This is a genomic window from Pseudarthrobacter sp. KH_020_B (assembly GCF_057840185.1).
In genome coordinates this window covers 527828-552244 of sequence record NZ_CM174506.1, presented here as the reverse complement: position 1 = coordinate 552244, position 24417 = coordinate 527828, and the positions used below count along the sequence as shown (strand labels likewise).

General features: G+C 66.8%; 24 protein-coding genes and 3 tRNA genes. 6 read left to right on the top strand and 21 right to left on the bottom strand.

What is annotated here, in order from left to right:
* Nucleotides 1–24: 24 nt before the first annotated feature.
* From mmsB to AC3IT0_RS02695, 3 genes are read right to left on the bottom strand one after another with little or no spacing between them, the layout of a single operon-like run.
* Entirely contained in the window at nucleotides 25–939 is a 915-nt protein-coding gene (mmsB, locus tag AC3IT0_RS02705; protein ID WP_489322276.1) for a 3-hydroxyisobutyrate dehydrogenase, read from the bottom strand.
* Entirely contained in the window at nucleotides 932–1999 is a 1068-nt protein-coding gene (locus tag AC3IT0_RS02700) for an enoyl-CoA hydratase/isomerase family protein (protein ID WP_489322275.1), read from the bottom strand. The genes mmsB and AC3IT0_RS02700 overlap by 8 nt, the downstream gene beginning before the upstream one ends.
* Nucleotides 1999–3498, bottom strand: a complete 1500-nt coding sequence (locus tag AC3IT0_RS02695; RefSeq protein ID WP_489322274.1) for a CoA-acylating methylmalonate-semialdehyde dehydrogenase — start codon at nucleotides 3496–3498, stop codon at nucleotides 1999–2001. The genes AC3IT0_RS02700 and AC3IT0_RS02695 overlap by 1 nt, the downstream gene beginning before the upstream one ends.
* Before the next feature lie 264 nt (nucleotides 3499–3762).
* On the opposite strand from AC3IT0_RS02695, the gene AC3IT0_RS02690 reads away from it, so the two are divergent.
* Both AC3IT0_RS02690 and AC3IT0_RS02685 read left to right on the top strand, forming a co-directional pair.
* Nucleotides 3763–4569 (top strand): exodeoxyribonuclease III, encoded by an 807-nt coding sequence (locus AC3IT0_RS02690; protein ID WP_489322273.1) that lies wholly within the window; start codon nucleotides 3763–3765, stop codon nucleotides 4567–4569.
* 34 nt (nucleotides 4570–4603) lie between these two features.
* The gene (locus AC3IT0_RS02685; protein WP_489322272.1) at nucleotides 4604–5620 is read left to right on the top strand and encodes a DUF8083 family protein; all 1017 of its coding nucleotides are present in this window, start codon (nucleotides 4604–4606) and stop codon (nucleotides 5618–5620) included.
* Between the two features lie 37 nt (nucleotides 5621–5657).
* Here AC3IT0_RS02685 and AC3IT0_RS02680 read toward each other — a convergent pair whose 3' ends face one another.
* The 13 genes from AC3IT0_RS02680 to AC3IT0_RS02620 form a co-directional block, all read right to left on the bottom strand.
* Entirely contained in the window at nucleotides 5658–6710 is a 1053-nt protein-coding gene (locus AC3IT0_RS02680; protein ID WP_489322271.1) for a LacI family DNA-binding transcriptional regulator, read from the bottom strand.
* A 134-nt stretch (nucleotides 6711–6844) separates the two neighbouring features.
* Nucleotides 6845–7822, bottom strand: a complete 978-nt coding sequence (locus AC3IT0_RS02675) for a carbohydrate ABC transporter permease (protein ID WP_489322270.1) — start codon at nucleotides 7820–7822, stop codon at nucleotides 6845–6847.
* Complete coding sequence (locus AC3IT0_RS02670) at nucleotides 7819–8784, bottom strand: carbohydrate ABC transporter permease (protein WP_489323893.1); 966 nt, start codon at nucleotides 8782–8784, stop codon at nucleotides 7819–7821. Before AC3IT0_RS02670 ends, AC3IT0_RS02675 begins: the two co-directional genes overlap by 4 nt.
* 93 nt (nucleotides 8785–8877) lie before the next feature.
* The gene (locus AC3IT0_RS02665) at nucleotides 8878–10215 is read right to left on the bottom strand and encodes an ABC transporter substrate-binding protein (RefSeq protein WP_489322269.1); all 1338 of its coding nucleotides are present in this window, start codon (nucleotides 10213–10215) and stop codon (nucleotides 8878–8880) included.
* A gap of 305 nt (nucleotides 10216–10520) precedes the next feature.
* Nucleotides 10521–10832: a hypothetical protein gene (locus AC3IT0_RS02660; protein ID WP_489322268.1), complete on the bottom strand. Its 312-nt coding sequence runs from the start codon at nucleotides 10830–10832 to the stop codon at nucleotides 10521–10523.
* Nucleotides 10833–10936: 104 nt separating this feature from the next.
* Entirely contained in the window at nucleotides 10937–11548 is a 612-nt protein-coding gene (locus AC3IT0_RS02655) for a hypothetical protein (RefSeq protein ID WP_489322267.1), read from the bottom strand.
* Nucleotides 11545–12129, bottom strand: a complete 585-nt coding sequence (locus tag AC3IT0_RS02650) for a hypothetical protein (RefSeq protein WP_489323892.1) — start codon at nucleotides 12127–12129, stop codon at nucleotides 11545–11547. The genes AC3IT0_RS02655 and AC3IT0_RS02650 overlap by 4 nt, the downstream gene beginning before the upstream one ends.
* Before the next feature lie 71 nt (nucleotides 12130–12200).
* Nucleotides 12201–12581, bottom strand: coding sequence for a hypothetical protein (locus AC3IT0_RS02645; protein ID WP_489322266.1), 381 nt, complete (start codon nucleotides 12579–12581; stop codon nucleotides 12201–12203).
* Nucleotides 12578–12769 (bottom strand): hypothetical protein, encoded by a 192-nt coding sequence (locus AC3IT0_RS02640; RefSeq protein WP_354249958.1) that lies wholly within the window; start codon nucleotides 12767–12769, stop codon nucleotides 12578–12580. Before AC3IT0_RS02640 ends, AC3IT0_RS02645 begins: the two co-directional genes overlap by 4 nt.
* Nucleotides 12766–13257, bottom strand: coding sequence for an Asp23/Gls24 family envelope stress response protein (locus tag AC3IT0_RS02635; protein WP_489322265.1), 492 nt, complete (start codon nucleotides 13255–13257; stop codon nucleotides 12766–12768). The genes AC3IT0_RS02640 and AC3IT0_RS02635 overlap by 4 nt, the downstream gene beginning before the upstream one ends.
* A 364-nt stretch (nucleotides 13258–13621) precedes the next feature.
* Nucleotides 13622–13697 (bottom strand) — tRNA-Phe (locus tag AC3IT0_RS02630).
* 48 nt (nucleotides 13698–13745) lie between these two features.
* A tRNA-Asp gene (locus AC3IT0_RS02625) sits at nucleotides 13746–13819 on the bottom strand.
* A 90-nt stretch (nucleotides 13820–13909) separates the two neighbouring features.
* Nucleotides 13910–13982 (bottom strand) — tRNA-Glu (locus AC3IT0_RS02620).
* A gap of 168 nt (nucleotides 13983–14150) precedes the next feature.
* Here AC3IT0_RS02620 and AC3IT0_RS02615 point away from each other — a divergent pair.
* Complete coding sequence (locus AC3IT0_RS02615) at nucleotides 14151–15197, top strand: PHP domain-containing protein (protein ID WP_489322264.1); 1047 nt, start codon at nucleotides 14151–14153, stop codon at nucleotides 15195–15197.
* Nucleotides 15198–15250: 53 nt separating this feature from the next.
* Nucleotides 15251–16195 carry a DMT family transporter gene (locus tag AC3IT0_RS02610; RefSeq protein ID WP_489322263.1) on the top strand — a complete coding sequence of 315 codons (945 nt, stop codon included), beginning with the start codon at nucleotides 15251–15253 and terminating at the stop codon, nucleotides 16193–16195.
* An 8-nt stretch (nucleotides 16196–16203) separates the two neighbouring features.
* On the opposite strand, the gene AC3IT0_RS02605 is transcribed toward AC3IT0_RS02610, so the two are convergent.
* Nucleotides 16204–16821, bottom strand: coding sequence for a class I SAM-dependent methyltransferase (locus AC3IT0_RS02605; protein ID WP_489322262.1), 618 nt, complete (start codon nucleotides 16819–16821; stop codon nucleotides 16204–16206).
* A 73-nt stretch (nucleotides 16822–16894) separates the two neighbouring features.
* On the opposite strand from AC3IT0_RS02605, the gene AC3IT0_RS02600 reads away from it, so the two are divergent.
* Nucleotides 16895–17323, top strand: coding sequence for a metallopeptidase family protein (locus AC3IT0_RS02600; RefSeq protein WP_160677193.1), 429 nt, complete (start codon nucleotides 16895–16897; stop codon nucleotides 17321–17323).
* A 10-nt stretch (nucleotides 17324–17333) separates the two neighbouring features.
* Nucleotides 17334–18254 (top strand): cation diffusion facilitator family transporter, encoded by a 921-nt coding sequence (locus tag AC3IT0_RS02595; RefSeq protein WP_489322261.1) that lies wholly within the window; start codon nucleotides 17334–17336, stop codon nucleotides 18252–18254.
* Nucleotides 18255–18257: 3 nt separating this feature from the next.
* Here AC3IT0_RS02595 and AC3IT0_RS02590 read toward each other — a convergent pair whose 3' ends face one another.
* The 4 genes from AC3IT0_RS02590 to AC3IT0_RS02575 all read right to left on the bottom strand — a co-directional run bounded on the left by AC3IT0_RS02590 (nucleotide 18258) and on the right by AC3IT0_RS02575 (nucleotide 24409).
* Complete coding sequence (locus tag AC3IT0_RS02590) at nucleotides 18258–19055, bottom strand: ABC transporter permease (RefSeq protein ID WP_489323891.1); 798 nt, start codon at nucleotides 19053–19055, stop codon at nucleotides 18258–18260.
* Nucleotides 19056–19158: 103 nt separating this feature from the next.
* Nucleotides 19159–20103: an ABC transporter ATP-binding protein gene (locus AC3IT0_RS02585; RefSeq protein ID WP_489323890.1), complete on the bottom strand. Its 945-nt coding sequence runs from the start codon at nucleotides 20101–20103 to the stop codon at nucleotides 19159–19161.
* 74 nt (nucleotides 20104–20177) lie between these two features.
* On the bottom strand, nucleotides 20178–21560 hold the full coding sequence (locus AC3IT0_RS02580; RefSeq protein ID WP_489322260.1) for a LolA family protein: 1383 nt from the start codon (nucleotides 21558–21560) through the stop codon (nucleotides 20178–20180).
* Between the two features lie 38 nt (nucleotides 21561–21598).
* Nucleotides 21599–24409 (bottom strand): PEP/pyruvate-binding domain-containing protein, encoded by a 2811-nt coding sequence (locus AC3IT0_RS02575; RefSeq protein WP_489322259.1) that lies wholly within the window; start codon nucleotides 24407–24409, stop codon nucleotides 21599–21601.
* Between the last annotated feature and the right edge of the window lie 8 nt (nucleotides 24410–24417).

The following is a 24417-nucleotide window of genomic DNA, read 5'->3' as shown; positions in this document are numbered from 1 at the left end:
CTGTTGGGGATGTGACCGGTGCTGCTACTGCTGCGATTTGTCGCGGATATCGGTGATGATTCCGGAGAAGTCCCGGCCGGCTCCGCCCTCAGCGGCAAACGTATCGTAGATTTCCGAGGCGAGCGGCCCCAGCCGGGCGGCCACGCCCGTACTTTCCAGCGCATTCAGCGCCAGCCTGAGGTCCTTCGCCATCAGCGCCCCCGCGAAGCCCGGCTGGTAGTCGCGGTTGGCGGGACTGGTGGGGACCGGCCCCGGGACAGGGCAGTTGGTGGTCAATGCCCAGCATTGCCCGGAGGCGTTGGAGGCGACGTCGAACAGCGCCTGGTGCGTCAGGCCCAGCTTCTCGCCCAACACAAAAGCCTCGCTGACAGCGATCATGGAGACGCCCAGGATGAGGTTGTTGCAGATCTTGGCGGCCTGGCCGCCGCCGTGCCCGCCGCAGTGGACCACGCGTTTTCCCATCACTTCGAGCAGCGGCCGGACCGCTTCGAAGTCACCCTCCTCGCCGCCCACCATAAACGTCAGCGTGCCGGCCTCCGCACCCACCACACCGCCGGAGACCGGGGCATCGACGGCGCGGTGGCCTGCCGCAATGGCGAGCGCGGAGGCTTCCCGTGCCTCGTCGACGTTGATGGTGGAGCAGTCCAGGAACATGGTGCCCGGCCTGGCCTCGGCAAGCAGGCCGGGCTTTCCCTCGGCGCCGCGGTAGGCGTCCAACACGTGCTGGCCGCTGGGGAACATGGTCAGCACAACGTCGGCACCGGCGATAGCGTCCAGCGGACTAGCCGCCGTGGGCACTCCGTGCGTTTGGGCGGCGTCAAGGGCGGCAGGGACCACATCGAAGCCGGCCACGGTGTAGCCGGCGCGGACCAGGTTCACTGCCATCGGCCCGCCCATGTGGCCCAGGCCCAGGAAAGCGACGGTGGTTTGTTCAGGCATTGTCCGGCTCCTTTGTGTGCAGATTGAGCTCCCGGTCCCCCAGCGGCGCGAAGAACCGTTCCACGTCCGCCGCGTGCACCTCGTGCAGGGTGGCCGGCTTCCATTGCGGATCGCGGTCCTTGTCCACCACCTGCGCCCGGATTCCTTCGCGGAAGTCCGGCGCAACCAGGAACCGAAGCCCCACCCGGTATTCCTGCGCCAGCGCCTCGTCCAGCGTCAGTCTCTTGGCCCGGCGGAGGGACTCCAGGGTCACCTTCACGGCCGTGGGCGATTTCGCCTCGATGGTGTCGGCAGCCTCGGTTTCCTCGGCCCCATCCCCGCCCGGAGCGCCGTCCACAGTCCGCAGCCGCCGCACAACCTCCTCCGCGTCATCACTGGCATAGGCGGCGTCGATCCAGCCGCGCTGCGCCTCCAGCCCGGAGGGCGGCGGGTTCCGGGCAAAGCGGACGACGGCGGCTTCCGCACTGTCGTGTTCGAGCGCCGCCGCCAGCTCCGGCAGGCTCCCCGACGGGACAAAGTGGTCCGCGAGGCCCAGGAACAGCGCATCCGCGCCGGTCAGGTGGGCACCTGTCAGCGCCGCATGGGTGCCGGTCTCCCCGGGTGACTTGGCCAGCAACCAGGTCCCGCCGACGTCGGGCACAAACCCGATGGTGGTCTCCGGCATTCCCGTCCGGGTCCGTTCGGTGACCACTCGCACCGAGCCGTGCGCGGAGATTCCCACGCCGCCGCCCAGCACCAGGCCGTCCATAAAGGCCACATAGGGCTTGGGGTACGCGGCAATCAGTGAGTTCAGCCGGTATTCGGCCTGCCAGAAGTCAGCCGTTTCCGTCCCGCCGCCCAGGATGTCCCGGTAGATCGCCACAATGTCGCCCCCGGCGCAGAGGCCTCGCTCGCCGGCGCCGCGCACCAGGACGGTGGCCACGCCGTCGTCGTCCGCCCAGGCGGTGAGCTGGACCAGCATGGCGTCCACCATGCCGGCGTTCAGGGCGTTGACTGCCTTGGGCCGGTTGAGCGTGATGATGCCCAGGTGGCCGCGCTTCTCGAACAGAACCTCCGTCATCAGCTGCCTTCCGGCATTATGAAGCTGGCGCCCTGGCGGATCCCGGACGGCCAGCGCGTGGTGACTGTTTTGGTCTTGGTGTAGAAACGGAACGCATCGGCGCCGTGCTGGTTCAGGTCGCCGAAACCGGACGCCTTCCAGCCGCCGAACGTGTAATAGGCGATCGGCACCGGAATGGGGACGTTGATGCCCACCATGCCCACCTCAACCCGGCTGGCGAAGTCCCGGGCGGCGTCGCCGTCACGGGTGTAAATGGCCACGCCGTTGCCGAACTCATGCTCGGAACACAGCCGGAGGGCCTCGTCGTAGTCCGCGGCACGGAGCACGCTCAGGACGGGTCCGAAGATTTCCTCCTGGTAGATCTTCATGTCCTTGGTGACGTGGTCGAAGAGCGTGGGGCCCACCCAGAAGCCGTCGTCGTAGCCTTCCACTGTGAGTCCCCGCCCGTCGGCCAGCAGGGTGGCACCCTCGTCCACACCGGACTGGATGTAGCCTTCGATACGTTCCTTGGCACTCGCCGCCACCACGGGCCCGAAGTCCGCGTCCCTGTCCAGGCTGTGGCCCACCCGTAGGTGCTTGACGCGCTCGGCCAGCTTGGATACCAGCGCGTCCGCGGTCTTCTCCCCCACCGGGACTGCCACGGAAATGGCCATGCAGCGCTCGCCGGCGGAGCCGAAGCCGGCGCCGATCAGGGCGTCGGCGGCCATGTCCAGGTCCGCGTCCGGCATGATCACCATGTGGTTCTTGGCCCCGCCGAAGCACTGGGCGCGCTTCCCGTGGGCGGCCGCCGTGGCGTAGATGTACTGGGCGATGGGCGTTGAGCCCACAAAGCCGATGGCCTTGACGCGGGGGTCCTCCAGCAGCGCGTCAACGGCTTCCTTGTCCCCGTTGACCACGTTGAACACCCCGTCCGGCAGCCCGGCCTCGGTGAACAGTTCGGCCAGGCGCAACGGAACCGAGGGGTCCCGCTCAGAGGGCTTGAGGATGAAGGCGTTGCCGGCGGCGAGGGCAGGGCCCGACTTCCACAGGGGGATCATGGCCGGGAAGTTGAACGGGGTGATGCCCGCGACCACCCCAAGTGGCTGGCGAAGCGAGTGGACGTCGATGCCTGCACCGGCGTCGTCGGAGAACTCCCCTTTGAGCAGGTGCGGGGCGCCCGCCGCGAACTCCACTACTTCAATGCCGCGCTGGATATCGCCCTTGGAATCGGCGAACGTCTTCCCGTGTTCGGACGACAGCAGCGTGGCAAGTTCATCCATGTTCTCGTTGACGAGGTCAACGAACTTCAGCAGGATCCGGCCGCGGCGCTGCGGGTTCATGGCGCCCCACAGGACCTGCGCTTTCTCCGCGGCGGCCACCACGTTCCGGACCTCCTCCGCGCTGGCCAGCGGCAGTCGCGCCTGGACCTGGCCCGTGCAGGGGTCAAAAACGTCACTGAAGCGGCCGGATGTCCCGTCCACCCGTTGGCCATCTACGTAATGGGATAGTTCGCGCACCATGATGGAATGCTCCTTCGCATGTGATCCAGGTCATCTCTGCAAGCGAATATACTCGGACTTCCTACTAAATTCCATAGGGCCATGGCCTTCCGCCGCGAGCGGCTGCGGCACCCCGTCCTGGGGCACTTTGACCTGCCTCTGGGCCTTCACAAGCCAGATTCGACGGCGTGTCCGCGCCATAGTGCCCCGTTTCTGCTGGCAGCTTCCGGCCCCGCCGCGGCCACGGCAACGCCTCCGGCGCCCAAGTTCGGTAAGTTAGGGACTGTGAAGATTGCTACCTGGAATGTGAACTCCCTCCGTGCCCGCGCTGACCGTGTGGAGGCTTGGCTGCAGCGCAGCGACTGCGATGTCCTGGCCATCCAGGAGACCAAATGCAAGGACGACAACTTCCCGTGGGAGCTGTTCGAGCGCATGGGCTACGAGGTGGCCCACTTCGGCGTCAGCCAGTGGAACGGTGTGGCCATCGCGTCCCGGGTTGGCCTGGAGGACGTGGAGCGCACCTTCCTGGACCAGCCCCCGTTCGGCAAGGAAGGCAAGGACCCGGTGCAGGAGGCCCGCGCCATGGCCGCCACGTGCGGCGGCGTCCGGGTCTGGAGCCTCTATGTGCCCAACGGCCGTTCCCTGGATGACGAACACATGCCGTACAAGATCAAGTGGCTCGAATCCCTCAAGGACCATGCCCAGAGCCTGGTCGCCACGAACCCGGACGCCCAGGTTGCCCTGATGGGCGACTGGAACATCGCGCCGCTGGATGAGGACGTCTGGGACATCGACCTGTTCGTCGCGAACAGGTACACCCACGTCAGCCCGCCGGAGCGCGCGGCTTTCCACGCCTTTGAAGAGGCGGGCTTCACCGACGTGGCACGCCAGTACACGCCCGGTCCCGGCGTGTACACCTACTGGGACTACACCCAGCTGCGCTTCCCCAAGAAGGAGGGCATGCGCATTGACTTCGTCCTTGGCTCCCCCGCCTTGGCAGCACGCGTCACGGGCGCCTCGATCGACCGCGAGGAACGCAAGGGCAAGGGCGCCTCGGACCACGCCCCCGTCCTGGTGGACTTGGCGGACTGATGCCTGCGGCCGGGACCCAGGAAGGGAGTCTGTAATGACGGGAAACCTCTACCGGGGCCAGGCCGGCCTGCCGTTCTCCTCCACGCTTCGCGTCTACGAACCGCTGGAGGCGTTCCCGGAAGGACAGCGGGACGCCATCCGGACCGCCGGTGCCCGCAAAGCCTCCCGCGCCGCCGTCGAAACCGCGGAACTGTTGGCCTCGCTGGGCCGCATTACCCGCGCCGGCGGAGACCCCTTCCCCACAGGACGGACGGACCTGGTCCGGGTCACCAGCGTTCCCGGCGTACCGCCCGGCCGGGCCCCGCGAACAAGAACGTCCGACGCCGGCGCTCCCGCCGGTCCGGGTGCAGAGTCCGGCTTGGGCACCGGGACAGGCGCCGATTCCGGGATAAGCGAAGGTTCCAGCCTTGGGCCTGATACTGGGGGCGACAGCGGGCAGGACGCCGGGACGGGGCGCGTCCTGCTGTACTGCCCCAGCCAGCTGGTCCTGCGCGCCGGGCTCGCCGCCAATGCCCTCATGGAGGGCATCCACGGCCCGCTGGCCGAAATGCTGATTCCGGAAGAGCAACGGGACAAGCACCAGGAACGAATTGACCAGGTCAAAGCCCGTGACGGCGCCATCCGTGTGCATACCCGCGCCTCCACGTGGGGCATCCCCTTCAGCTGGTTCTCGCTCTTTATGGAAGGCGACCATAAGGACGTGGTGGAATCCGGCGGGCGGATCCTCACCGTCAGGGTGTGGGCTCCCATCACCGAAGCCATGGAGCGGGCACGGTACGCCGTTGCCCACCTGGCGCTGGCCGCCCCGGACCTGGACATGCTGGACGACCTCGCGCAGCTGACCGAATGGCTGGAGCTGTTCCACGTCAATTCCATGGTGGAACTCGACTACGGCGCAGTGGCGGACAAGGTCTACCCTGACGAGTCGCCCATGGACATCCGGCTGGGCATCGAATGCCTCGCAGAGGGCGACATGACCGGCGCCGCGGCGGCCTACCGCAGGCTGGCTTCCCGCTGGATTCCCATCCGGCAGCTCGCCCGCGCGTCCTGACCACGGCGCCCTGGCCGGGATGCCACGCCGTACGTCCTCAGGAAGGAGGCGGCGCCGTCGTACGCCTGACGATGAGCTCGTGGGGCGCGACGGCGGATCGGACCGCCCCGGCCATGCCGTCCAGTTCGTCGAGGAGCATCTTCGTGGCCAGCTCGGCCTGTTCGTCGGGCCGCTGTCCCACCGTGGTCAGGCCCATCGCGTCGGCGAAATCGTGGTTGTCGATCCCCACCACTGACAAGTCCTCCGGGACCCGTACGCCCACCCGTGCGGCTTCGAAGATAACGCCCATGGCCATTTCGTCTGACGCGCAGAAGATTGCGGTGGGCTTCGGGCCGGGTGCGGCCCAGAGGCGACGGAACGCTTCCTGGCCGCTGCGGACTGTAAAGTCTCCCCACTCGTCCCATTCGGGGCGGACCGGTAGTCCGGCCGCCGCCATCACGTCCTTAAAGGCCAGGATCCGGACCCGGGGAACGTCGAAATTAAGGTCCGTTTCGTCGTCGCCGTGCAGCAGGGCAATGTCCCGGTGTCCGAGGTGGATCAGGTGCCGGACGGCTGTGGATGAGGCGGCGTAGTCATCGATGCCTATGTACGCGCACTCCTCCACATGGCCGCCCACCACGATCAGCGGGATATCAATCTTCTGGAGGTGGTCCAGTTCCTCGTGGCTGAGTGCCATACAAAGGACAAGCAGGGCGTCAATCTGTTTGTACACCATGGTCTTGCTGAACAGGCGTTCGCGGTTGCTGCCGTGTCCGCCCAGGTTGAAGAGGGAAAGATTGTAATGGCGGGCGTGAAGTTCGCGGTCCGCGCCCTCAATGGCCTTGGAGAAGAACCAGCGGCTCACGAACGGAGCCAGCACACCAATGGTCTTGGTGCGGCCGGTGGCCAGTCCGGAGGCTGAGGAGGAGGCGACGTAGCCCAGGGCCCCCGCCACCTCGAGGATCTTCTCTCGGGTGGCGGGCGAAACCCTGGGCAACCCGCGCACGGCCCGGGATACGGTGGCAGTTGACACGCCCGCTGCCGCTGCCACGTCCTCAATACTGACGCCGCTGTGGCCGCCCCGTTGAGACCTTTCAGCCATGCGTGCCACCGTTTCCCCTCATGGGCCCAAACTTAATATCCGCTATGCACTTGCCCCCAAGCCATGCTAGGTTGCGGGCCGCCCGACATCACAGTGTTACCTGCCTGCCCGCGCTCTGGCGTCTGGTCAGCTCCTGGAACCGGTCAGCCCTTGAGCCCGCCGGCCAGGAGACCCCGGACAAAGAAGCGCTGCAGTCCCAGGAACACAGCCAACGGAACAATGATCGACACAAATGCGGCCGCGGGGTTCAGGAAGTCCCTGTTGCCGCGGGTACCGGAGATCTCGGCGAGCCGTTGGGTGATGGGCGCTACGTCTGCCGTACCGCCCGAGAACACCAACGCCACCAGCAGGTCATTCCACACCCAGAGGAACTGGAAGATGGCCAGCGATGCCAGAGCCGGCACGGACAACGGCAGGATGATGCGCCAGAAAATGGTGGTGTGTCCTGCCCCGTCCACCTTCGCGGCCTCGATAACTTCGCCCGGGATCTCCGAGATGAAGTTGTGCAGCAGGAAGATGCCCAACGGGAGCCCGAACATCGTGTGGGCGATCCACAGCTGGGCATAGGACCCGGGCGGGAGCTGGAGCACCTGGGTGAACAATGACAGCAGCGGGATGAGTGCCATCTGCAGGGGAATGATCTGCAACGCGAAAACGAAGATGAACGTAGCCTCGCGGCCCCTGAAGTTGCCCCAGGCGAAGATGTAGGCCGCCATGGAGGCGAGCACCAGGACAAAGACGGTCACCGGGATGACAATCGCCAGGGAGTTGACGAAGTACTGCGAAAGGTTCGCAGACTGCGATCCGGCGGCTGCCGTGACGTCGACGTAGTGCTTGAAAGTAAAATCCCAGTCGGCAAAGAAGTTCCACCAGCCATCCGAACGCGGGCCCACCTGCTTGGCCGCCGGACGGATGGAGGACACCAGGAGACCGAACGTGGGCACGGTCCAGATCGTCGCAATGATCACGGCGGCCGCAGTGGCCCACCGTGACGTCAGCTTGGTCTTGACGCGCCGCATGATCGGCGCGGAATCCTCCGGCGCAACAGGACGGTCCTTGTCTTTGCGTGACTGGGTCCTGGACGTGTTGGCTGCCTCATCCGGCGCTGGCATGACGGTCATCGGATTTCCCTTTGCTGACGAAGTACGCGGGCGTTGTAGACCACTATGGGCAGGACGAGAAGGAACAGGACTAGGGCCAGCGCCGCACCCCTGCCCGGTTCGCCGGCGCGGAATGCCTGTGTGTACATCTCGTTGGCGATCACCGACGTGTCATAGTTGCCCGCCGTCATGGTGCGGACAATGTCGAAGACCTTCAGGGTGGCGATAGTGATGGTTGTCAGCACCACCACCAAAGCGCCGCGGATGCCGGGAACCGTCACATTGCGGAACTGCTGCCAGGGGTTGGCACCGTCCAGGCGCGCTGCCTCCACCAGTTCCACTGGCACGCCCTTGATGGCAGCGGAGAGGATCACCATGGCAAAGCCTGTTTGGATCCAAACCATCACGATGATGAGGAAGATGGTGTTTTCCGGGGCATCAAGGAGGAATTGCTTGGGGTCCATGCCCAGGGCAACCCGCACGGCGTTAACGACGCCAGTCTGTTCAATGCCGGGGCCGCGGTAGTCGTACACCAGCTTCCAGATGATGCCGGCGCCCACCATCGAGATGCCCACCGGCATAAAGACCAAAGCTTTGAGGGCATTTTCGCCGCGCGCCTTGTCAATGAACACCGCATATGCGAGACCGAAGACCGTGGACAGCAACGGCACCAGAACGGTCCAGATCACCGTGTTGCGGAGAGTGGCCAGCGCCTCTGGCTGCGTAAACATCCAGACGAAGTTATCGACTCCGTTGGGTTGTCCGGCGGCATTCGTGAATGCGAGGAACGATGTCTGCACGGCGGGATAAACCAGGCCCACCAGCATCAGGATTGCCGCCGGCGCCAAAAAGCCAACGATCGTCAGTTTGTCTTTGACTGATTTGGGAGCCCTGTCCACAATCAGCATGATCAGCCCAATTAGCGCGGCAAAAACCGCTAAGGCGATAAAAACTTGAAGGAACTTTCCTCCAATAAACTCCATTGCCCAACCTCCGTGGTGTGCTTGGATCAGTTTGTTCGGAATCGACATCGCGCCCTTGGGACCTGTTGTCCCAAGGGCGCGATGCGAAGGAGGTTAGCTCTTAGGCCAGCTGCCTTCGATGCTGTCGGCAACCTGCTGGGCGGGGGTGCCGTTGATCCATGCAACGATGCCCTTCCAGAAGGAGTTGGAGCCTACGGCGCCGGGCATCAGGTCAGAGCCGTCGAAGCGGAAGACGGTGTCCGGATCCTGGAGCAGGGCGATGGACTGCTTGTCGAGTTCCGTCTGGGCACTCGCCGGGTCCAGTCCCTTGTTGGCACTGATAACGCCACCGAGCTTGACGCGGTTGTTGGCGAAATCGGCGCTGGCCAAGTAAGCCAGGAAGGCCTGCGCCTCCGGGGTGTCCTTGTAAGCGCCCACCATCTCGCCGCCGCCGGTGATTGCCTGGCCCTTGCTGGGGTCAATGGGCGGCGTCATAAAGGCCCAGACGTCGCCATCGGGAGCCACGGCGGTCCCTTCCGGCCAGTTGGCTGCCTGGAAGTTGGCCTGGTGGTGCATGGCGCATTGGCCATCGAGGACGGGCTGACCTGCCTGCGCGAAGCCGGTGGTCAGGATTGAACGAACGTCGCCAAATCCGCCGTTGACATAGTCGGAGTTCAGGAGGATCTCGCCGGTCTGGTTCAGCGCATCCACAATCTTGGGGTCGTTGAAGGGAATCCCGTGCGTGACCCACTGGTCGTAGACCTCGGGGCCTTGGGCGCGGAGGACAACATCCTCGACCCAGTCAGTGCCCGGCCAGCCGGTCGCTTCGCCGGATTCGAAGCCGGCGCACCATGGCTTCATGGCGCCGTCATCGGCGATCTTCGTGGATAGGGTCAGCATTTCGTCCCAGGTCTTGGGAACTTCCCAGCCCTTGTCCTTGAACGTCTTCGGGGCGTACCAGACGTAACCCTTGACGTTCGCCAGCATCGGAGCCGCATAGAAGACCCCGTCCACCGTGCCGTACTTCTTCCAGTCAGCGGACCAGTTCTTGTCCACAAGATCCGAGACTGCCTGCGGAGCCGGCATCAGGCCGCCTGCCTTGGCCTGATCGGCCAGGAGCCCGGGCTGCGGGAAGATGGCGACGTCCGGGGCGTTTCCTGCCTTGGCCCGGACACCGATCTGGGTCTCGAATTCCTTGCTGCCCTCGTATTTGATGGTTGCCCCGGTGCATTCCTCAAACGTTGCCCAGGCGGTTTCCAGGTTGGTAGCTTCGATGTCCACGATGGTGGAGTAGACGGAGACGGTCTTGCCGTCGTGCTTGCCGTAACTCTCGTAGGGAGAGCAGTCACTGCCGGTGGTGCCGCCGCCTCCCCCACCGGGACTGCAGGCCGTCAGGGACAGCGCCAAAATTCCGGTGGCAGCAACCGGAAGCAGGTATTTGCGGTTTTTCATGCTGAGGACTCCTCGGTGAGTTACAGAACTTCAACAGGTGAGACTAAGGTGACCGACATCTTCACGTGGTATGAATCACACACTAATCAGGCCCCGGCAAGGAATGCAAGCGTTTACACGCGGTTGTGTCCGAAAGGATATCTAGCCCTACCCACCGGAGTTTGTGCATCGCAGCGATGCTGTCCGGGACCATGAGACGCCTTCGACGTGCGGCTATGCCCACAGGCCGCACAACGGAAAGGCGCCGCGCTCCCCAGGGAGCGCGGCGCCTTTTCGGCATCGTGGGGCATACCCCGTGATTGGGCCTACTTGCCGCCCTTGAACAGCCCGGCGATCTTCGCGCCGAAGCCCTTCACGTTCTCGGTCACGTTGCCAGCCAGTTCCTTGGCGTTCTCAGCAACATCGCCAGCAAGTTCCTTGGCGTTTTCAGCGACGTCACCGGCGAGTTCCTTGGCGTTCTCAGCAGCTTCGCCAGCGAACTCCTTCACGTTTTCCGCGGCCTCGCCGGCGAACTCCTTCACGTTCTCCGCAGCCTCGCCAGCGAACTCCTTGGCCTTTTCTGCCGCGCCTGCCGCGCCTTCGTTTACCGCTCCGCTGCCAGTTGCTTGCTCGCTCATGGTGTTCTCCTTGGTCCCCGGTTATTCCATCCGGACAGTGGTGGTGGCCCTTTACCAGGCGACGTCCGCCGGCATCGGCACGATCAGATGTCCCCTGCATCACACTAACGGACGCGTTCGGCCCGGCTGAACCGTGTCCTGGCCCCTGCTCCGATGTGGATCAGCACGGGTGTCCGTTTTCCCACCACTTGGTCCAGGGCCTCCACCAGGGCAGAGACCTCGTCCGCCAGGAGGTGCGGCGCCACGCCCTGGCGCGGCTGGAGCCGGATTTTCAAGGCGGGGCTGCCCTGGACATCGTAGGTTGCCACCGTGGCACCCGCCAGATCAGGCCGTTCAGCCAAGGCGTGCTTCAACGCCTGCTCCGCTACTCCCCCGCTGATCCTGACGTCCCCGGCCACTGTCCCGGGATCGTACTCGGCCACCAGCAGGTTGCTCCGGCCTTTGCCCTGCTGCGCGATCCAGGCAACCATCAACCCGATCAGAACCAGCAGGGCAAACGCCATCACTATCCAGAGCCAGCTTTCAGGGCGGCCCGGAAACCGGGTGTTGTCAAAGGCCTGGCTAACACTGCGCCAGACCGATCCGGACCAGGCATGCCACCAGGTTCCCACGGGTGGAACGGTGGCAAGCAGAACAAGCAGGATGCCCACGGCGAGCAGCTTGAGTCCGAGGATGCCGAGCAGGATCCTGTTGAGGAGCGAGGGTGTGGCCGTCATGCTCCAATCACTCCAACCGTGGAAATGTTCACGCGGACCTCAGGCACCGGGACCAGTGACATTCCGCTGAGTTCGTCCTGCACCGCGGAAAGCACCGCCGCTTCCGTCACTGGAACCCCTGAGGTGGGGCGCACGTTGACGATGACCTGCCGCCGGGACACCACCACCATGACCTGCTCCGGTGTGACATTGGCCGCGAGCCGTGCGCTGCGCGCCAGGGCGGAGGCAATAACTTCGTCATCCACCACCACGGCGTACGAACTGACGGCACCGTTAAGCGAATGCCCGTTCAGCACGTGCCGGGCACGCTTGCCCGGCAGGATGGCATTGAGCAGGAAAAACAGTCCCACCATGGCGACCACGGCGCCGCTGGCTCCGAGCAACAACGGCGGGATACCCTCCGGCAGGGCGACGATGCGCTCCGCCGCCAGCTGTGGTTCGATCAGCCAGGCCGGCTGCCCAATGGCATGGACGCCCGATTCGAGAAGACCATAGCCGGCCAGGCCCATCACCAGGACAGCCGCCAATGTGGCCACTGCTGCCCGAGAGGAATGGGTTTCCCGGTACACAACCCTGCGCATATCAGGTTGCGGCTGGGCTGGGGCGCGGCTTGTTTGCCTCGAATCCAGGTCCCCGTCCACTGATTCTTCGCTCACTGGACCCGGCCTCCCTCGATCGGCTTAACGCCGCTGATGCGGATATCCACCCTGCTCAGGCTGGCGCCGCTGAGGGCCGTGACCGTCGAAAGGATCCTGGTTTTGGCATCAACCGTCCGGTCCCAAATGGATCCACCGAATGAGGCGACCCGGCCTGCATCCCTGAGCACGGTGGCCAGCGGCGGGATCCTGATAGGTGACACCAGGGACAGGGCCAGCAGGCCGTCGTCGTCCGTCCATTCCGCCCGGACATCATGGGGTTCCACACCGAGGGCTTCCGCGGCGGCTGCCCTGGCAAGGCTGGTCAGGGCCTGCGTGCTGATGCGGTTGTGGCCGCTCAGGACCCGCCCCTGGATGGATGGTGCGGCTGGCGTCATGACGAAGAGCGCCGGCCGATGATGGCATCCAGGACGCCGCGCAGGTCCAGTTTCCCTTCCGCTGCGCGGCCCAGGAAGGCGCCGATGGCCATAAAGAGGAGCGAGACCAGGAAGCCCCACAGCCCGAACTGGAAGGACATAAACGCCACGAAGGCGCCCATGGCGATGCCCACAACGGTCAGATTCACAGCAGTGCCTCCCTCTCGGCGACGGCAGGGGCTCCGGCCTTCGCCGGCGGCGCCACGTAGACATCGGTTATTTCGACGTTCACTTCAATGACCTGCAGGCCGACGAGTTCCTCGACCGCGCGGTAAACGGCTGATCTGACCTGATCGGCCAGGGAATGCAGGGGCGTGCCGTAGGAGGCCACCAGGCTGATGTCCACCGCCACCTGCGTCTCACCGACCTCGGCGCGGACGCCGGCAGCATGGTCCGAACTGCCGACGGCGTCCCGGATGGCTCCCAACGCACGGGACGGAGCCGAGCCCAAGGAATAGACTCCGGGCACGGCACGGGCAGCGATGCCTGCAACTTTTGCCACGGCGGTCTCAGCGATCACGGTGCGGCCATGACCGGGCACGGGCGCCTGGCTGGCGGCATGCTGGCTGGTGGCAAGCTGGCTGGTAGCAAGCTGGCGCTCCCGGCCCTCATCGGGTTGTGGGTTCTGGTATTCCATCAGACACTTCCCCTTCTGTTGTTCCCAACCCTATCCCCTGCGTATGGGAACGCGCGGGAATCCGCGGCGAGTCAGGCGAGCTTGCGGCCGGTCAGCGTAAATCCGGCCTTTCCGCCTTCGCTGAACACCGAAGATGTCCTCCATCCGCCAGGCGTTGAGCTTCCGCAGGCGCACGTTCCCGACGGCGGACAGCCTCACGGAGGTCCCGCAATTTCCCCACCGACACGGAAATGGCCCGTCGACACCCATATACGCGCGTCGAGGGCCGACGTCGGACCTGGAGTGGCACCCGGCTGAGGGTGTCGCGGCAGAAGTGTCGTTAAAAGAAGAAAGGCACCAGTTCCGAAGAACTGATGCTTCCCAGTGGTGGCTCCGACCGGCGTCGATCCGGTGACCTTTCGATTTTCAGTCGAACGCTCTACCAACTGAGCTACAGAGCCTAGGTGACATGTCACCTTGACTGCCGGAATTTCTTCTGGCAATCAGAGCGACCCTGACGGGACTTGAACCCGCGACCTCCGCCGTGACAGGGCGGCGCGCTAACCAACTGCGCTACAGGGCCTTGATTTTCTTGCTTCGCGGCATCTCTACCGCTTTTTTCAAGGCTTCCAGCTTACCAGACGTTTTCAGCCTGCCAGACCATTTCCTTGCGTACCCCCAACGGGATTCGAACCCGTGCCGCCGCCGTGAAAGGGCGGTGTCCTAGGCCGCTAGACGATGGGGGCCAGAACCCGTTCGGCACAAAATAAAAGGCTTCGAGCCGAGGCTCTCAGTCTTTTCGTTTGCAGTTGCTCCGAACTGGACTCTAAAACTATAGGGCCTCGGTGGGAATAATCCAAAATCGGCCCCGCAGACACCTGACTGAAGCGGCCGGGACACGCGAAGATGGACAGATGGATGCCGTGGCCGCGCTCAATGAAATAGCTTTCTGGTTGGAACGGGAACGGGCTGCCACCTTCAAGGTCCAGGCCTTCCGGAAGGCGGCCGGGATCATCGCCGGGCTAGACCCATCCGAGGTGGCGGCCCGGGCCCGGGACGGCAGGCTCAAGAGCATGAAGGGCATCGGCGACAGGACCTACCAGGTGGTCCGGCAGGCAGTGGACGGCGACGTGCCCGAGTACCTTGAGGACCTTCGCCGACGCAGCGCGGAGCCTCTCGCGGACGGCGGGGCCGAGCTCCACGCGGCACTCCGCGGCGACCTCCACAGCCACAGCGACTGGTCCGACGGCGGTTCCCCCATCCAGCTCATGGCAGACGCCGCCCGGCTCCTGGGCCGCGAGTACCTGGCCCTGACAGACCACTCCCCCAACCTGACCGTCGCCAACGGGCTCAGCGCCGAGCGCCTGACCGAACAGCTCGACGTTGTGGCCGCCATCAACGCTTCCCACACCGCTGACAGCGGGAACGACTTCCGGCTCCTGACCGGCATCGAGGTGGACATCCTGGAGTCCGGCGACCTGGACCAGTCGCCGGACATGCTGGAACGGCTGGATATTGTGGTGGCCAGCGTCCATTCGAAGCTTCGGGCGGACCGCGCCACCATGACCCGGCGGATGCTCCAGGGCATCCAGAATCCCCGCACCAACGTGCTGGGCCACTGCACGGGCCGCCTGGTGGAGGGCTCCCGCGGCACGCGGCCGCAGTCGGACTTCGACGCCCGGCAAGTGTTCGCCGCGTGCGCCGAATCCAACGTGGCGGTAGAGATCAACTCCCGGCCCGAGCGGCAGGACCCGCCGGATGACCTGATCCAGCTGGCCCTCGACGCCGGTTGCCTGTTCTCGATCGACAGCGACGCCCACGCTCCGGGCCAGCTCGACTTCCTCCAGTACGGGGCTGCCCGCGCCGCGCACAACAACGTTCCCGCGGAGCGCATTGTGACCACTTGGCCTCTTGAACGGCTGCTGGAGTGGTCGGCCCGGGATTGGCAGAAACTCGACTAGACGTGACCGATTCCCGCCAGCTGCCGGCGTTGCCGCGGGGATAGATTGGCAGCATGGCTTCAAGCACCCCTCCCCGCGCAGCAACGCCAACGGCGCTTCGCCCACCACCTGGCCGGACCAACGCGCTCGGCGTCGCTGCCGTGGTGGTCACCGTGGTGCTCTGGGCTTCGGCGTTCGTGGGGATCCGGGCCATCGGCCCCACCTTCTCCCCCGGATCCCTGACCCTGGGCAGGCTGGCGGTTGCCGCCGTCGTGCTCGGCGCACTGGTGCTGCCGCAGCTGGCCAGGAGCAAGATGCTGCCGCGGGGCCGTGAATGGTGGCCCATCCTGGGGTACGGCGTGATGTGGTTCGGCGGCTACAACGTGGCCCTGAACGCGGCGGAACACCTGCTGGACGCCGGGACCGCCGCCTTGCTGATCAACGTCAACCCCATCCTCGTTGCCATCATGGCCGGATTCTTCCTGAAGGAGGGCTTCCCGCGCTGGCTGATTATCGGGAGCCTGGTGGCGTTCGGCGGGGTTGCGCTGATCGCGCTCGGATCAGGTTCAGGCTCCGGGGAACGTTCGACGGCGGATGTGGCGGGCGTGCTGCTCTGCCTCCTTGCCGCCGTGCTCGCCGCCGTCAGCGTCATCATCCAGAAGCCGGTGTTGCGGAAGTTCCCGGCGGGCCAAGCCACCTGGTTCGGCATCATGGTGGGGGCCGTCTGCTGCCTGCCCTTCAGCGGCCAGTTGGTGTCCGAACTGCAGTCCGCCCCGCTGCCGGCAACACTGGGGCTGGTGTATCTGGGCGTCTTCCCCACCGCCATTGCGTTCACCACCTGGGCCTACGCGCTGTCCCTGATTGACGCCGGAAAACTGGCGGCCACCACCTACCTGGTGCCGGGCACCACCATCCTGATCTCCTGGCTGGTCCTCAGCGAAGTCCCCGCCGTACTGGGCCTCGTGGGCGGTGTGGTCTGCCTGGTGGGTGTGGGCCTGACGCGTCGCAGGTCCCGGTAGGGCCCCATTCACCGTGGCACCGCCGTACCAGCGATGATCGGTGTGGCCAGGGCAATCGCCGGGGCCTCCAACCTGCTGATTTCCGTGAATTCGAACCCGGCTTCGCCAATGGCGGCCACCGTGTTCCGGTTGAGGTGGCACCCGGGCGCCGCGCAGCGGCCCCAAAGACCGTCCAGCCTGTCCTGCCAGCGGGCCGCACGGCCCTGCCCGCGGACATGCTCCAGCACCGCGAGGGTCCCGCCGGGTTTGAGCACCCTCCGGGCCTCCATCAGGGCAAGCCGCTGGTCCGGCACCGAGCACAGCACCAGGGTGAACACGACGGCGTCCGCCGCGCCGTCCGGCAGCGGCAGGTGCTCCGCATCGGCGTCGGAAACCTCCACCGGAACGGGGGACTCCCCGAGTCGTGTGCTCAACCTGGCCCGCATGTAGCGGTCCGGTTCCACGAGGATGACCCGCTCAGCATGGCGGAAGTGCCGCAGGTTGGCCCCGGTGCCTGCGCCGACGTCGACGACGGTTCCCGTCAGCCCCGAGAGCAGCAGCGCCCGGCGCGGGGCGAGCTCCCTGCGCTCAACAGAGGCCGACAGCGTGTCGTAGGTGGCGGCAAAAAGGCGATGGCGGGCGGACATCCGGCTCCTCACTGCGCAGTCAGGGACGGGTTTCAGTATGCGCGCCAACCCGGCTGCGGGCTAGAGTCTGCTTATGCCCGCCAACCTGCCGCCCGGCCTGCCCATCATCCCGGATGGACCGCAAGAGTCCGGTCCGTTTGAGATGTCCGCTGACGATTTCGAAGCCGCCGTCACGGATGCCCTGGGTCTGATCCCCGCCAAGCTCGCGGCCGCCATGGACAACGTGGCGGTGTTTGTCGAGGACGATTACGTGCCCGGACCGGGCGAGGATCCGGACACCGTCCTGTTGGGTCTCTATGAGGGTGTTCCCTTGACGGAGCGGGATTCATGGTGGGATGCCGGTTCGCTGCCGGACCGGATCACCATCTTCCGCCAGCCCATCCTGGACATCTGCGGGTCCCGCGACGAGGTGATCCAGGAAGTGGCGGTAACGGTGGTCCACGAGATCGCCCACCACTTCGGCATCGATGACCGGCGGCTGCACGAGCTCGGCTGGGACTAGCCTTGTAGGCATGGGACACGACCACAGCCACACGCACGGGATCACGGCGACAGGCCGGCACCGCAAGCGGCTTATCGCCGTCCTGACCATCACCCTTGCGGTGGTGGTGGTCCAGGTGGTGGGTGCGGCACTGTCCGGATCATTGGCGCTGCTGGCTGACGCCGGTCACATGCTCTCCGATGCGGCAGGCGTAACGATCGCGCTCCTGGCCGCCTGGATCGCCGGACGCCCGGCGACTGACCAGCGGACGTACGGCTACCAGCGCGCCGAGGTCCTGGCCGCCCTGGCCAACGCGCTGATCCTGATTGTCATCTCGGTGGTTATCTTTAGCGAGGCCATCCGACGGATTGGCTCCGCGCCCGAGGTCCACACCGGCATCATGCTCTTCGCCGCCATCCTGGGCGCGGTGGCCAACCTGGTCTCGCTGCTCATCCTGCGCGGCGCACACCAGGACAGCCTGAACGTCCGGGGCGCCTACCTTGAGGTGCTGGGCGACCTGTTGGGCTCAGTCGCCGTCATCGTAGCTGCTCTGGTCATCATGTTCACGGGCTACCAGGCCGCCGATACGATCGCCTCCGTGCTCATCGCCCTGATGATCCTCCCGCGGGCCTGGAGCCTGCTGCGGGATGTGGTGGACGTCCTGCTGGAGGCAACCCCCAAAGGCGTGGAGGTGCAGATGATCCGCGAACACATCCTCAGCGTTGACGGAGTGGTTGACGTCCATGACATCCACATCTGGACCATCACCTCCGGCGTGCCGGTGTTTTCGGCCCACGTGGTGGTGGATGACGGCGTCCTCAACGCCCGCGGCGCAGACGAGTTGCTGGACAAGCTCACCACCTGCCTGGGCTCCCACTTTGACACCGAGCACTGCACGTTCCAGCTGGAGCCCGCCAGCCACTCGGAGCACGAATCGCAACAGCACGCCTGACCCTCAGGACAGGACGTCCTTGGTGACGAACCGGCCATAGGCGAGCGCCCCGAACACGGCCACGTAGCCCGCCTGCAGCACCGCGTTGCTGGCAAAGGAGTCCCACAGCACCGGCTGGCGCAGGATGTCCGCGAAGCCGAACCAGTAATGCGTAAACAGCCAAGGGTGCAGCCATTCCAGCTGCGGCAACTGGTCCAGGACCTGCGAGACCACTGACAGCACCACCGTGGCGGCCATGGCGCCCACCGGGACCACTGTCAGGGTGGACAGGAACAATCCGATCGCCGAGAGTCCGGCCAGGGACACCGCAAGATACGCAGCAATCAGGACCAGCCGCAGCGCGGCCTCAGGCGGCTGGACGACATCGCCGGACAGGAGCGTCACCGGCCCGACGGGGAACAGCGACGCTCCGATCGCCGCCCCGGCCAGGGCTACGGTGACGGGCGCGGCCAGGCAGAATGCAAGCGCTCCGGCGTACTTCACCAACAGCAGGCGCACCCGCCCGGCGGGCGCCACCAGCAGGTAGCGCAGCGTGCCCAGGCTCGCCTCGCCGGCGATGGTATCGCCCGCCACTACCCCAATGGTCAGGGGAAGGAACAGCGGCACGGAGACCAGCATGGCCGTGACCGCCACAAACAGCCCGTTCTGGCTGATCCGGTCCAGGAAGGCCGGTCCCCTTCCGGCCGGAACGGATGACGAGAGCCGGACGGCGACGGCGATCAGCACCGGTATCGCGGCAAGGGCCAGCAGCATGGCCGCGGTCCGGCGACGCCGGAACAGCGTCTTCAGCTCGGACGCCAGCAGGGACAGGCTCGACGGCGCAGTTGGAGCACTGCCGACCGCAGAGCCGCTGCGAGCACCCGAACCACTGCTGGCCTGGGACCTCCTGCCGGCGTCAGAAGCACTATTGGGCAATGTCGAACCCCTCCCCGGTCAGCGCAACAAAGCGCTCCTCCAGGCTCTCCCGCTCAACGGAAAAACCCCGGACCCGCACCCCGGCCGCCACAAGCTCCGCCACAATGTCCTCCGGAGCCTCCAGCCGGGACGCGGCCGCGACGGCGGTCAGCACGTCCCCATCCGGTTCAGGCGTTCCCGTTCCCGGGGACATGCCCAACCGCAGCAGGACCTCACTGGCCGTCCCGGCGTCGGGCGTTAACAGGCGGATCCGGGTCTCGCCGGCCTGCCGGAGCTCCGCCAGCGGCCCCTGGGCCACGAGCCGGCCGGCGCTCATGATGGCCGCGTGCGTACAGATCTGTTCCACTTCTGCCAGGAGGTGGCTGGAGACGAAGACGGTGGCGCCGTCGGCGGCCAGCGACCGGACCAGGCTCCGCACTTCCCGCGTTCCCTGCGGGTCCAGTCCGTTGGTGGGCTCATCGAGGACCAGCAGTTCCCGCGGCGACAGCAGCGCGTTGGCGATCCCCAGCCGCTGCTTCATGCCCAGCGAGTAGGCATGGACCCGCTTGCCTGCGGCGTGCGAGAGGCCCACCCGCTCAAGCGCGGCAGCAACGCGGGCGGTCCGGGTGGCGGGCGCCGCACGCCGGCCGGCGGCGTCCAGGCGGTGCAGGTTGGCGGTGCCGGACAGGAACGGGTAAAACGCCGGCCCCTCCACGAGCGCACCGACGCGCGGCAGGACGTCGTGCAGGCGCTGCGGCATCTGCTGGCCCAGGACGCTGACGGTTCCGGCCGACGCCGCGGCGAGGCCCAGCAGCATCCTAATGGTGGTGGTTTTGCCGGATCCGTTGGGGCCCAGGAAACCGAACACGGCACCGTGCGGCACGGCGAGGTCCACGTTATCGACCGCCACCTGGTGGCCGAAACGCTTGGTCAGTCCTTGGGTCTCGATGGTCAGGCCGTTAGTTGCGCCTGCCGCAGGACGGGACCCGGCAGCGTCTTCATCGGCGCCCGCCGTCCCCCCGTCCGCGGTCACGCTGCGCCGGCGGCGGCCTGCAGCCGCTCCGCCGGGACCATCCCCACAAAGATCCTGCCGTCGTCGGTCAGCAGGACGTTGACCAGTGCCGTGGACAGGAGTCGTCCGCCGGGCACGACGACGGCGGCCTGGGACAGGAGCGGATCCTTCAGCAAGGATTCAGTCCAGGCAGCCCCTTGCCCGTTGGGTGCCGCGGGGAACCCGATTACTGTTTCCCAGCCCTTGCCGGTCACCGTTGGCCGGGGTGCGTCGCGGTGCCGCAGGCTAGCGTCGCTGCCGGGAATCTTGTCCGGGGCGGGAAGCTGGTCCGGCGCGGTGGGAAGCCGGTCCGGGCGTGTGACCTGATCCGGCTTAGTGGGCTGGTCCGGAGCCGAGGGCTGGTCCGGGGCGGGGTCAGGGACTACGCCGGGAGTGGGCGGGAGGGCCGGCCTGACTGGCGGGTACGTATGCGGCAGCGGGACCGGCGGCACCTGCAGCTCCTTGACCGTGGCGCCCGGCGGGGCAACAAACGTAAACACCGAGTCGTCCGGGGCCGCCAGGGACAGGCTGGTGAAGCCGGCCTCGAAAGCCGGTTCCGCCTGGCCGCGTGCCATCACGGTTACCCGCAGCGGCATTCCTGTCTCGCCGTCGACGGCGATGGCAATTCTCTCAACCAGCGTCCCCTGCGTCCTCGGCGCCAGAACCAGGCTGTAGGCGGACCGGCCGGCGACTTCGACGTCCTGGTCCACCGTCACCTCGGTGGAACTGTCCATGACGGCGAGGAACTTCCGGGCCAGGTCCTCTGGCGTCGGCACTGCAGGCGGGCCAGGAAGGACTTTGCCGGGCATGATGGGCAAGGGCAGGTCGGGCGTCGGCAGGCCCGGACCGGGCAGGTCCCGGCCAGGCAGGTCCCGGCCAGGCAGCGGGGGAACTTCAGGGACCGGCAGGGGCAGGTCGCTGGCGAACGCCGGCAAGGCCAGGTGGGCGGCGCTGTTGTCCTTGGAGTTGTAGAACCAGACGTCGTTGTCGCGCCGGATGACGTCCCGTTCAGCCAGCCGGTCCAGCACCTGGACCCGCATCTTGGTTGGCCCGTCCATAAAAATCCGGGCGGTGTGCTCACCGGTCAGGAACTCGAGGACCGACGCGGCCCCGCCGGCCGACGCCGGTCCGGAACTGGGACCGGCGGCCGGCAGCTCGGGCAGGCCCAGTTCCGCGGATTGTTTTACTGTTCCGGAGAATGTCTTGGTACTGTGCTGGCCCAGAAGGGTCAGGACCTCCACGGGAGACTTTTGCGGCAGCGGATCGCCCGCCCGCGCCGGAATGGATCCCACCAGCACACCGGCGGCGATCACTGCAGGTACAGCTGCGGCAGGCACCCAGCGCAGCCATGCGCGGTTCATGCCAGCCCCGCTTCATCCTTGGAGCCCATAACCTCAGGTTACGCCTGGGGACCGCCGCGCACACGTCCCTTCTGGAAGTCAGGCCGAGGGCTCGCCGACGACGGCACCACGGTTCCGGCACCGCCGTCGACCGTTATTTCCTGGCCGGTGGAGAGCCGGAGCGTGGCGTCGGGGACACCCACCACCGCCGGGATGCCGTACTCCCGCGCCACCACGGCCCCGTGGGAATTGGGTCCGCCCATCTCCATCACGAGCCCGCCCGCGGTGAGGAACAACGGCGTCCAGCCGGGGTCCGTGGACGGCGCCACCAGGATTTCTCCCGGTTCCAGGTGTGCGCCCACGGGGTCGAGGATCACGCGGGCAGTCGCCGTGACAACACCGGCCGACGCCGGGCTCCCGGTCAGTGCCCCCGGAACCGTGGGTGCGGCCGCAGCGCCGCCCGACGGTATGGCTTCCGGTTCCGTGCCGTCCGACAGCAGCACCCGGGGTATGTGGCGCCGCTCGAGTTCCAGGGCGTAGTCCGCGCGCCGCTGCGCCACCAGGTCGTGGAGGTCAGCGGTTCCGGACTTGAGGCCGGCCCGGGCTTCGTCCAGGTCGAGGAAGAAGATGTCATCGGCGTCGGCCACCACCCCGGACGCGGCCAGCGCTGCACCCGCCAAGGTCAGCTGCTTGCGCACTTCGGCGAGGCCCACCACCAGCTGGTACTTGGGCAGCTCGCGCAGTCCGGCGAAAAGCCGCGCCCGCCGCAGCGCCGCCCGGACCACCGTCCCACGCAGCCGGCCGCGGCTCCGTGCCTCCGCGACGAGGCGGTCAACGCAGGCGTCCGCTTCGTCGGCGGCGTTGCTGAACTGGACATCCGGCGCCAGCGCGGAACCCTCCAGCCGGAGGTAGTTGGCCAGGACACCGAGGATGTGGGTGGGGTCATCGGACCAGCGCGGCATGCCGACGTCGATCTCGGCCACGGCGCGGTGCCCGTACTGGCCCATAAACCGGGCCAGGCCGGCCTGCAGCACCGCGGGCAGCTGACCCGTGCGGAACTCTTCGGCCAGCGAGGCGGGTCTCTGGTCCGTCAGGGCGGTGCGGGAACCGCCGTCGTTCCTGATCACTTGGGCGAGGCGCCACAGTTCCAGGTCCATCTCGGTGGTGACGTTGTTGGGCAGCCCGCGGAGAACAATCTGCAAATCATCCCACCGGCCGCCGCCCAGCAGTTTTCCGGCGAACGCCAGCGCAGCGAATCCCAGCGCCGGGAGCGGCACGATGGACGGCACCACCGAGAAAATGCGCGTGCCCAGCAGGTTTTCGGCGTGGTCGAGGCGCTGCAGCGGGGTGACGCCGGCGGGCGGTTCGAGGGAGCCGGCGAACTCCCGCGCCCTCCGGTTGGCCCGCCGAAGAGCTGCATCCGGCCGGAACACGGCCCGGAGCAGCGTCTCCGGCACCCGGAAATGCACGGCCGCGGGGACGACGTGCCGCAACAGCCCCAACGGCGTCCTGCGCGTCACCGAAAACCGCGGGTCCTCAAACACCCGGCGCAGCACCGTGGCCGAGCGTGCTTCCATCACGTCAAAGACCCGGGGAACGATCCGCCTGCCGGTGGTGCTGCGAGCCACTGCCGTCAGGTCGAAGTAGATGCGCTGGCCCGCCACCGCATACGGCGACGGCCCTTTGTGCGGCTCGGGCACATCGAATTTCGCCGCGCGGGCCACCGAGGAGGCAATAAGGCGGAAGGCGGCCAGGCCCATGGGCGTGATGGGGCGGGTCAGGCCCTGTGCCAGGCTGAAGCAAAGGTAAACGCGGGTGCCCTCCCCGCCGGGAGTGCCCACCCCGGCGGCGCCCCCGGCCCGCTGCGGGACGGGGAACAGCGTGGTGATGGGCCGCGACTGGGTCAGCCAGAGGCGCCCGTCGCCGGCGATGGCCCATTCAATGTCCTGCGGCGAGCCAAAGTGACCCTCCACGCGGTGGCCCAGGGCTGCCAGTTCGGCGGCCTGTTTGTCCGTCAGGCAGGCCGCGGCCCCGCCGTTGCTGAGTGCCAGCGTCCGGATGCCGCCGCCGGGGATCGGCCGTACCGCTATCCGCTTGTCGCCCAGCCGTCGTTCCAGCACCCGCCCGGTGAGTGGGTCAACCACAAAATGGTCAGGGTTCACCGCCCCGGACACCACAGCCTCCCCCAGCCCCGGGCTGGCATCGATCACGGCCTGCTTCCGGCGGCCCGTCAGCGCGTTGGCGGTAAAGAGCACACCGGCGGCCCTGGCGTCCACCATCCGCTGGACCACCACGGCGAGGGCTACCGCAGCCGGGTCTATCCCCCGGCTTGCCCGGTAGCTGACTGCCCGGTCCGTCCAGAGCGAGGCCCAGCAGTTGCGCACGGCTTCCACAACGGCAGCAGCCCCCACCACGTTCAGGTAGGTGTCCTGCTGGCCGGCGAAGCTCGCCGACGGAAGGTCTTCGGCAGTGGCCGAGGACCGGACGGCTACCGGAACGTTGTCACCCAGGGCCGCGTAGGCCTGTTCGACGGCGGCGGCCACCTCGGTGGGGACCGGGGCGTTTTGGACAATGTCCCGGGCCCGGGACGCCAGCGCAGCCAAGGCGGGGAGGTCGCCGTCGGGCGTTGCTTGAAGAGCCTTATGGACCTCGGCGAGTGGGCCGTCGGTTCGGTGCGCATCCACCGCGGTGGAACTGCCGGCGGTCGCCTGGAGGTATGCCTCCGTGGTGAGGCAGAAGCCGTCCGGCACGGGCAGGCCAGCGGCGAGCAGCTCCCCCAGGTTGGCCGCTTTGCCACCCACCAGGGGAACCATTGCTGCGGTAACCGCCTCCAGTCCGAGGATGGGAGGCGGGCTGCCGGTGTCAGGCATTCTCACGC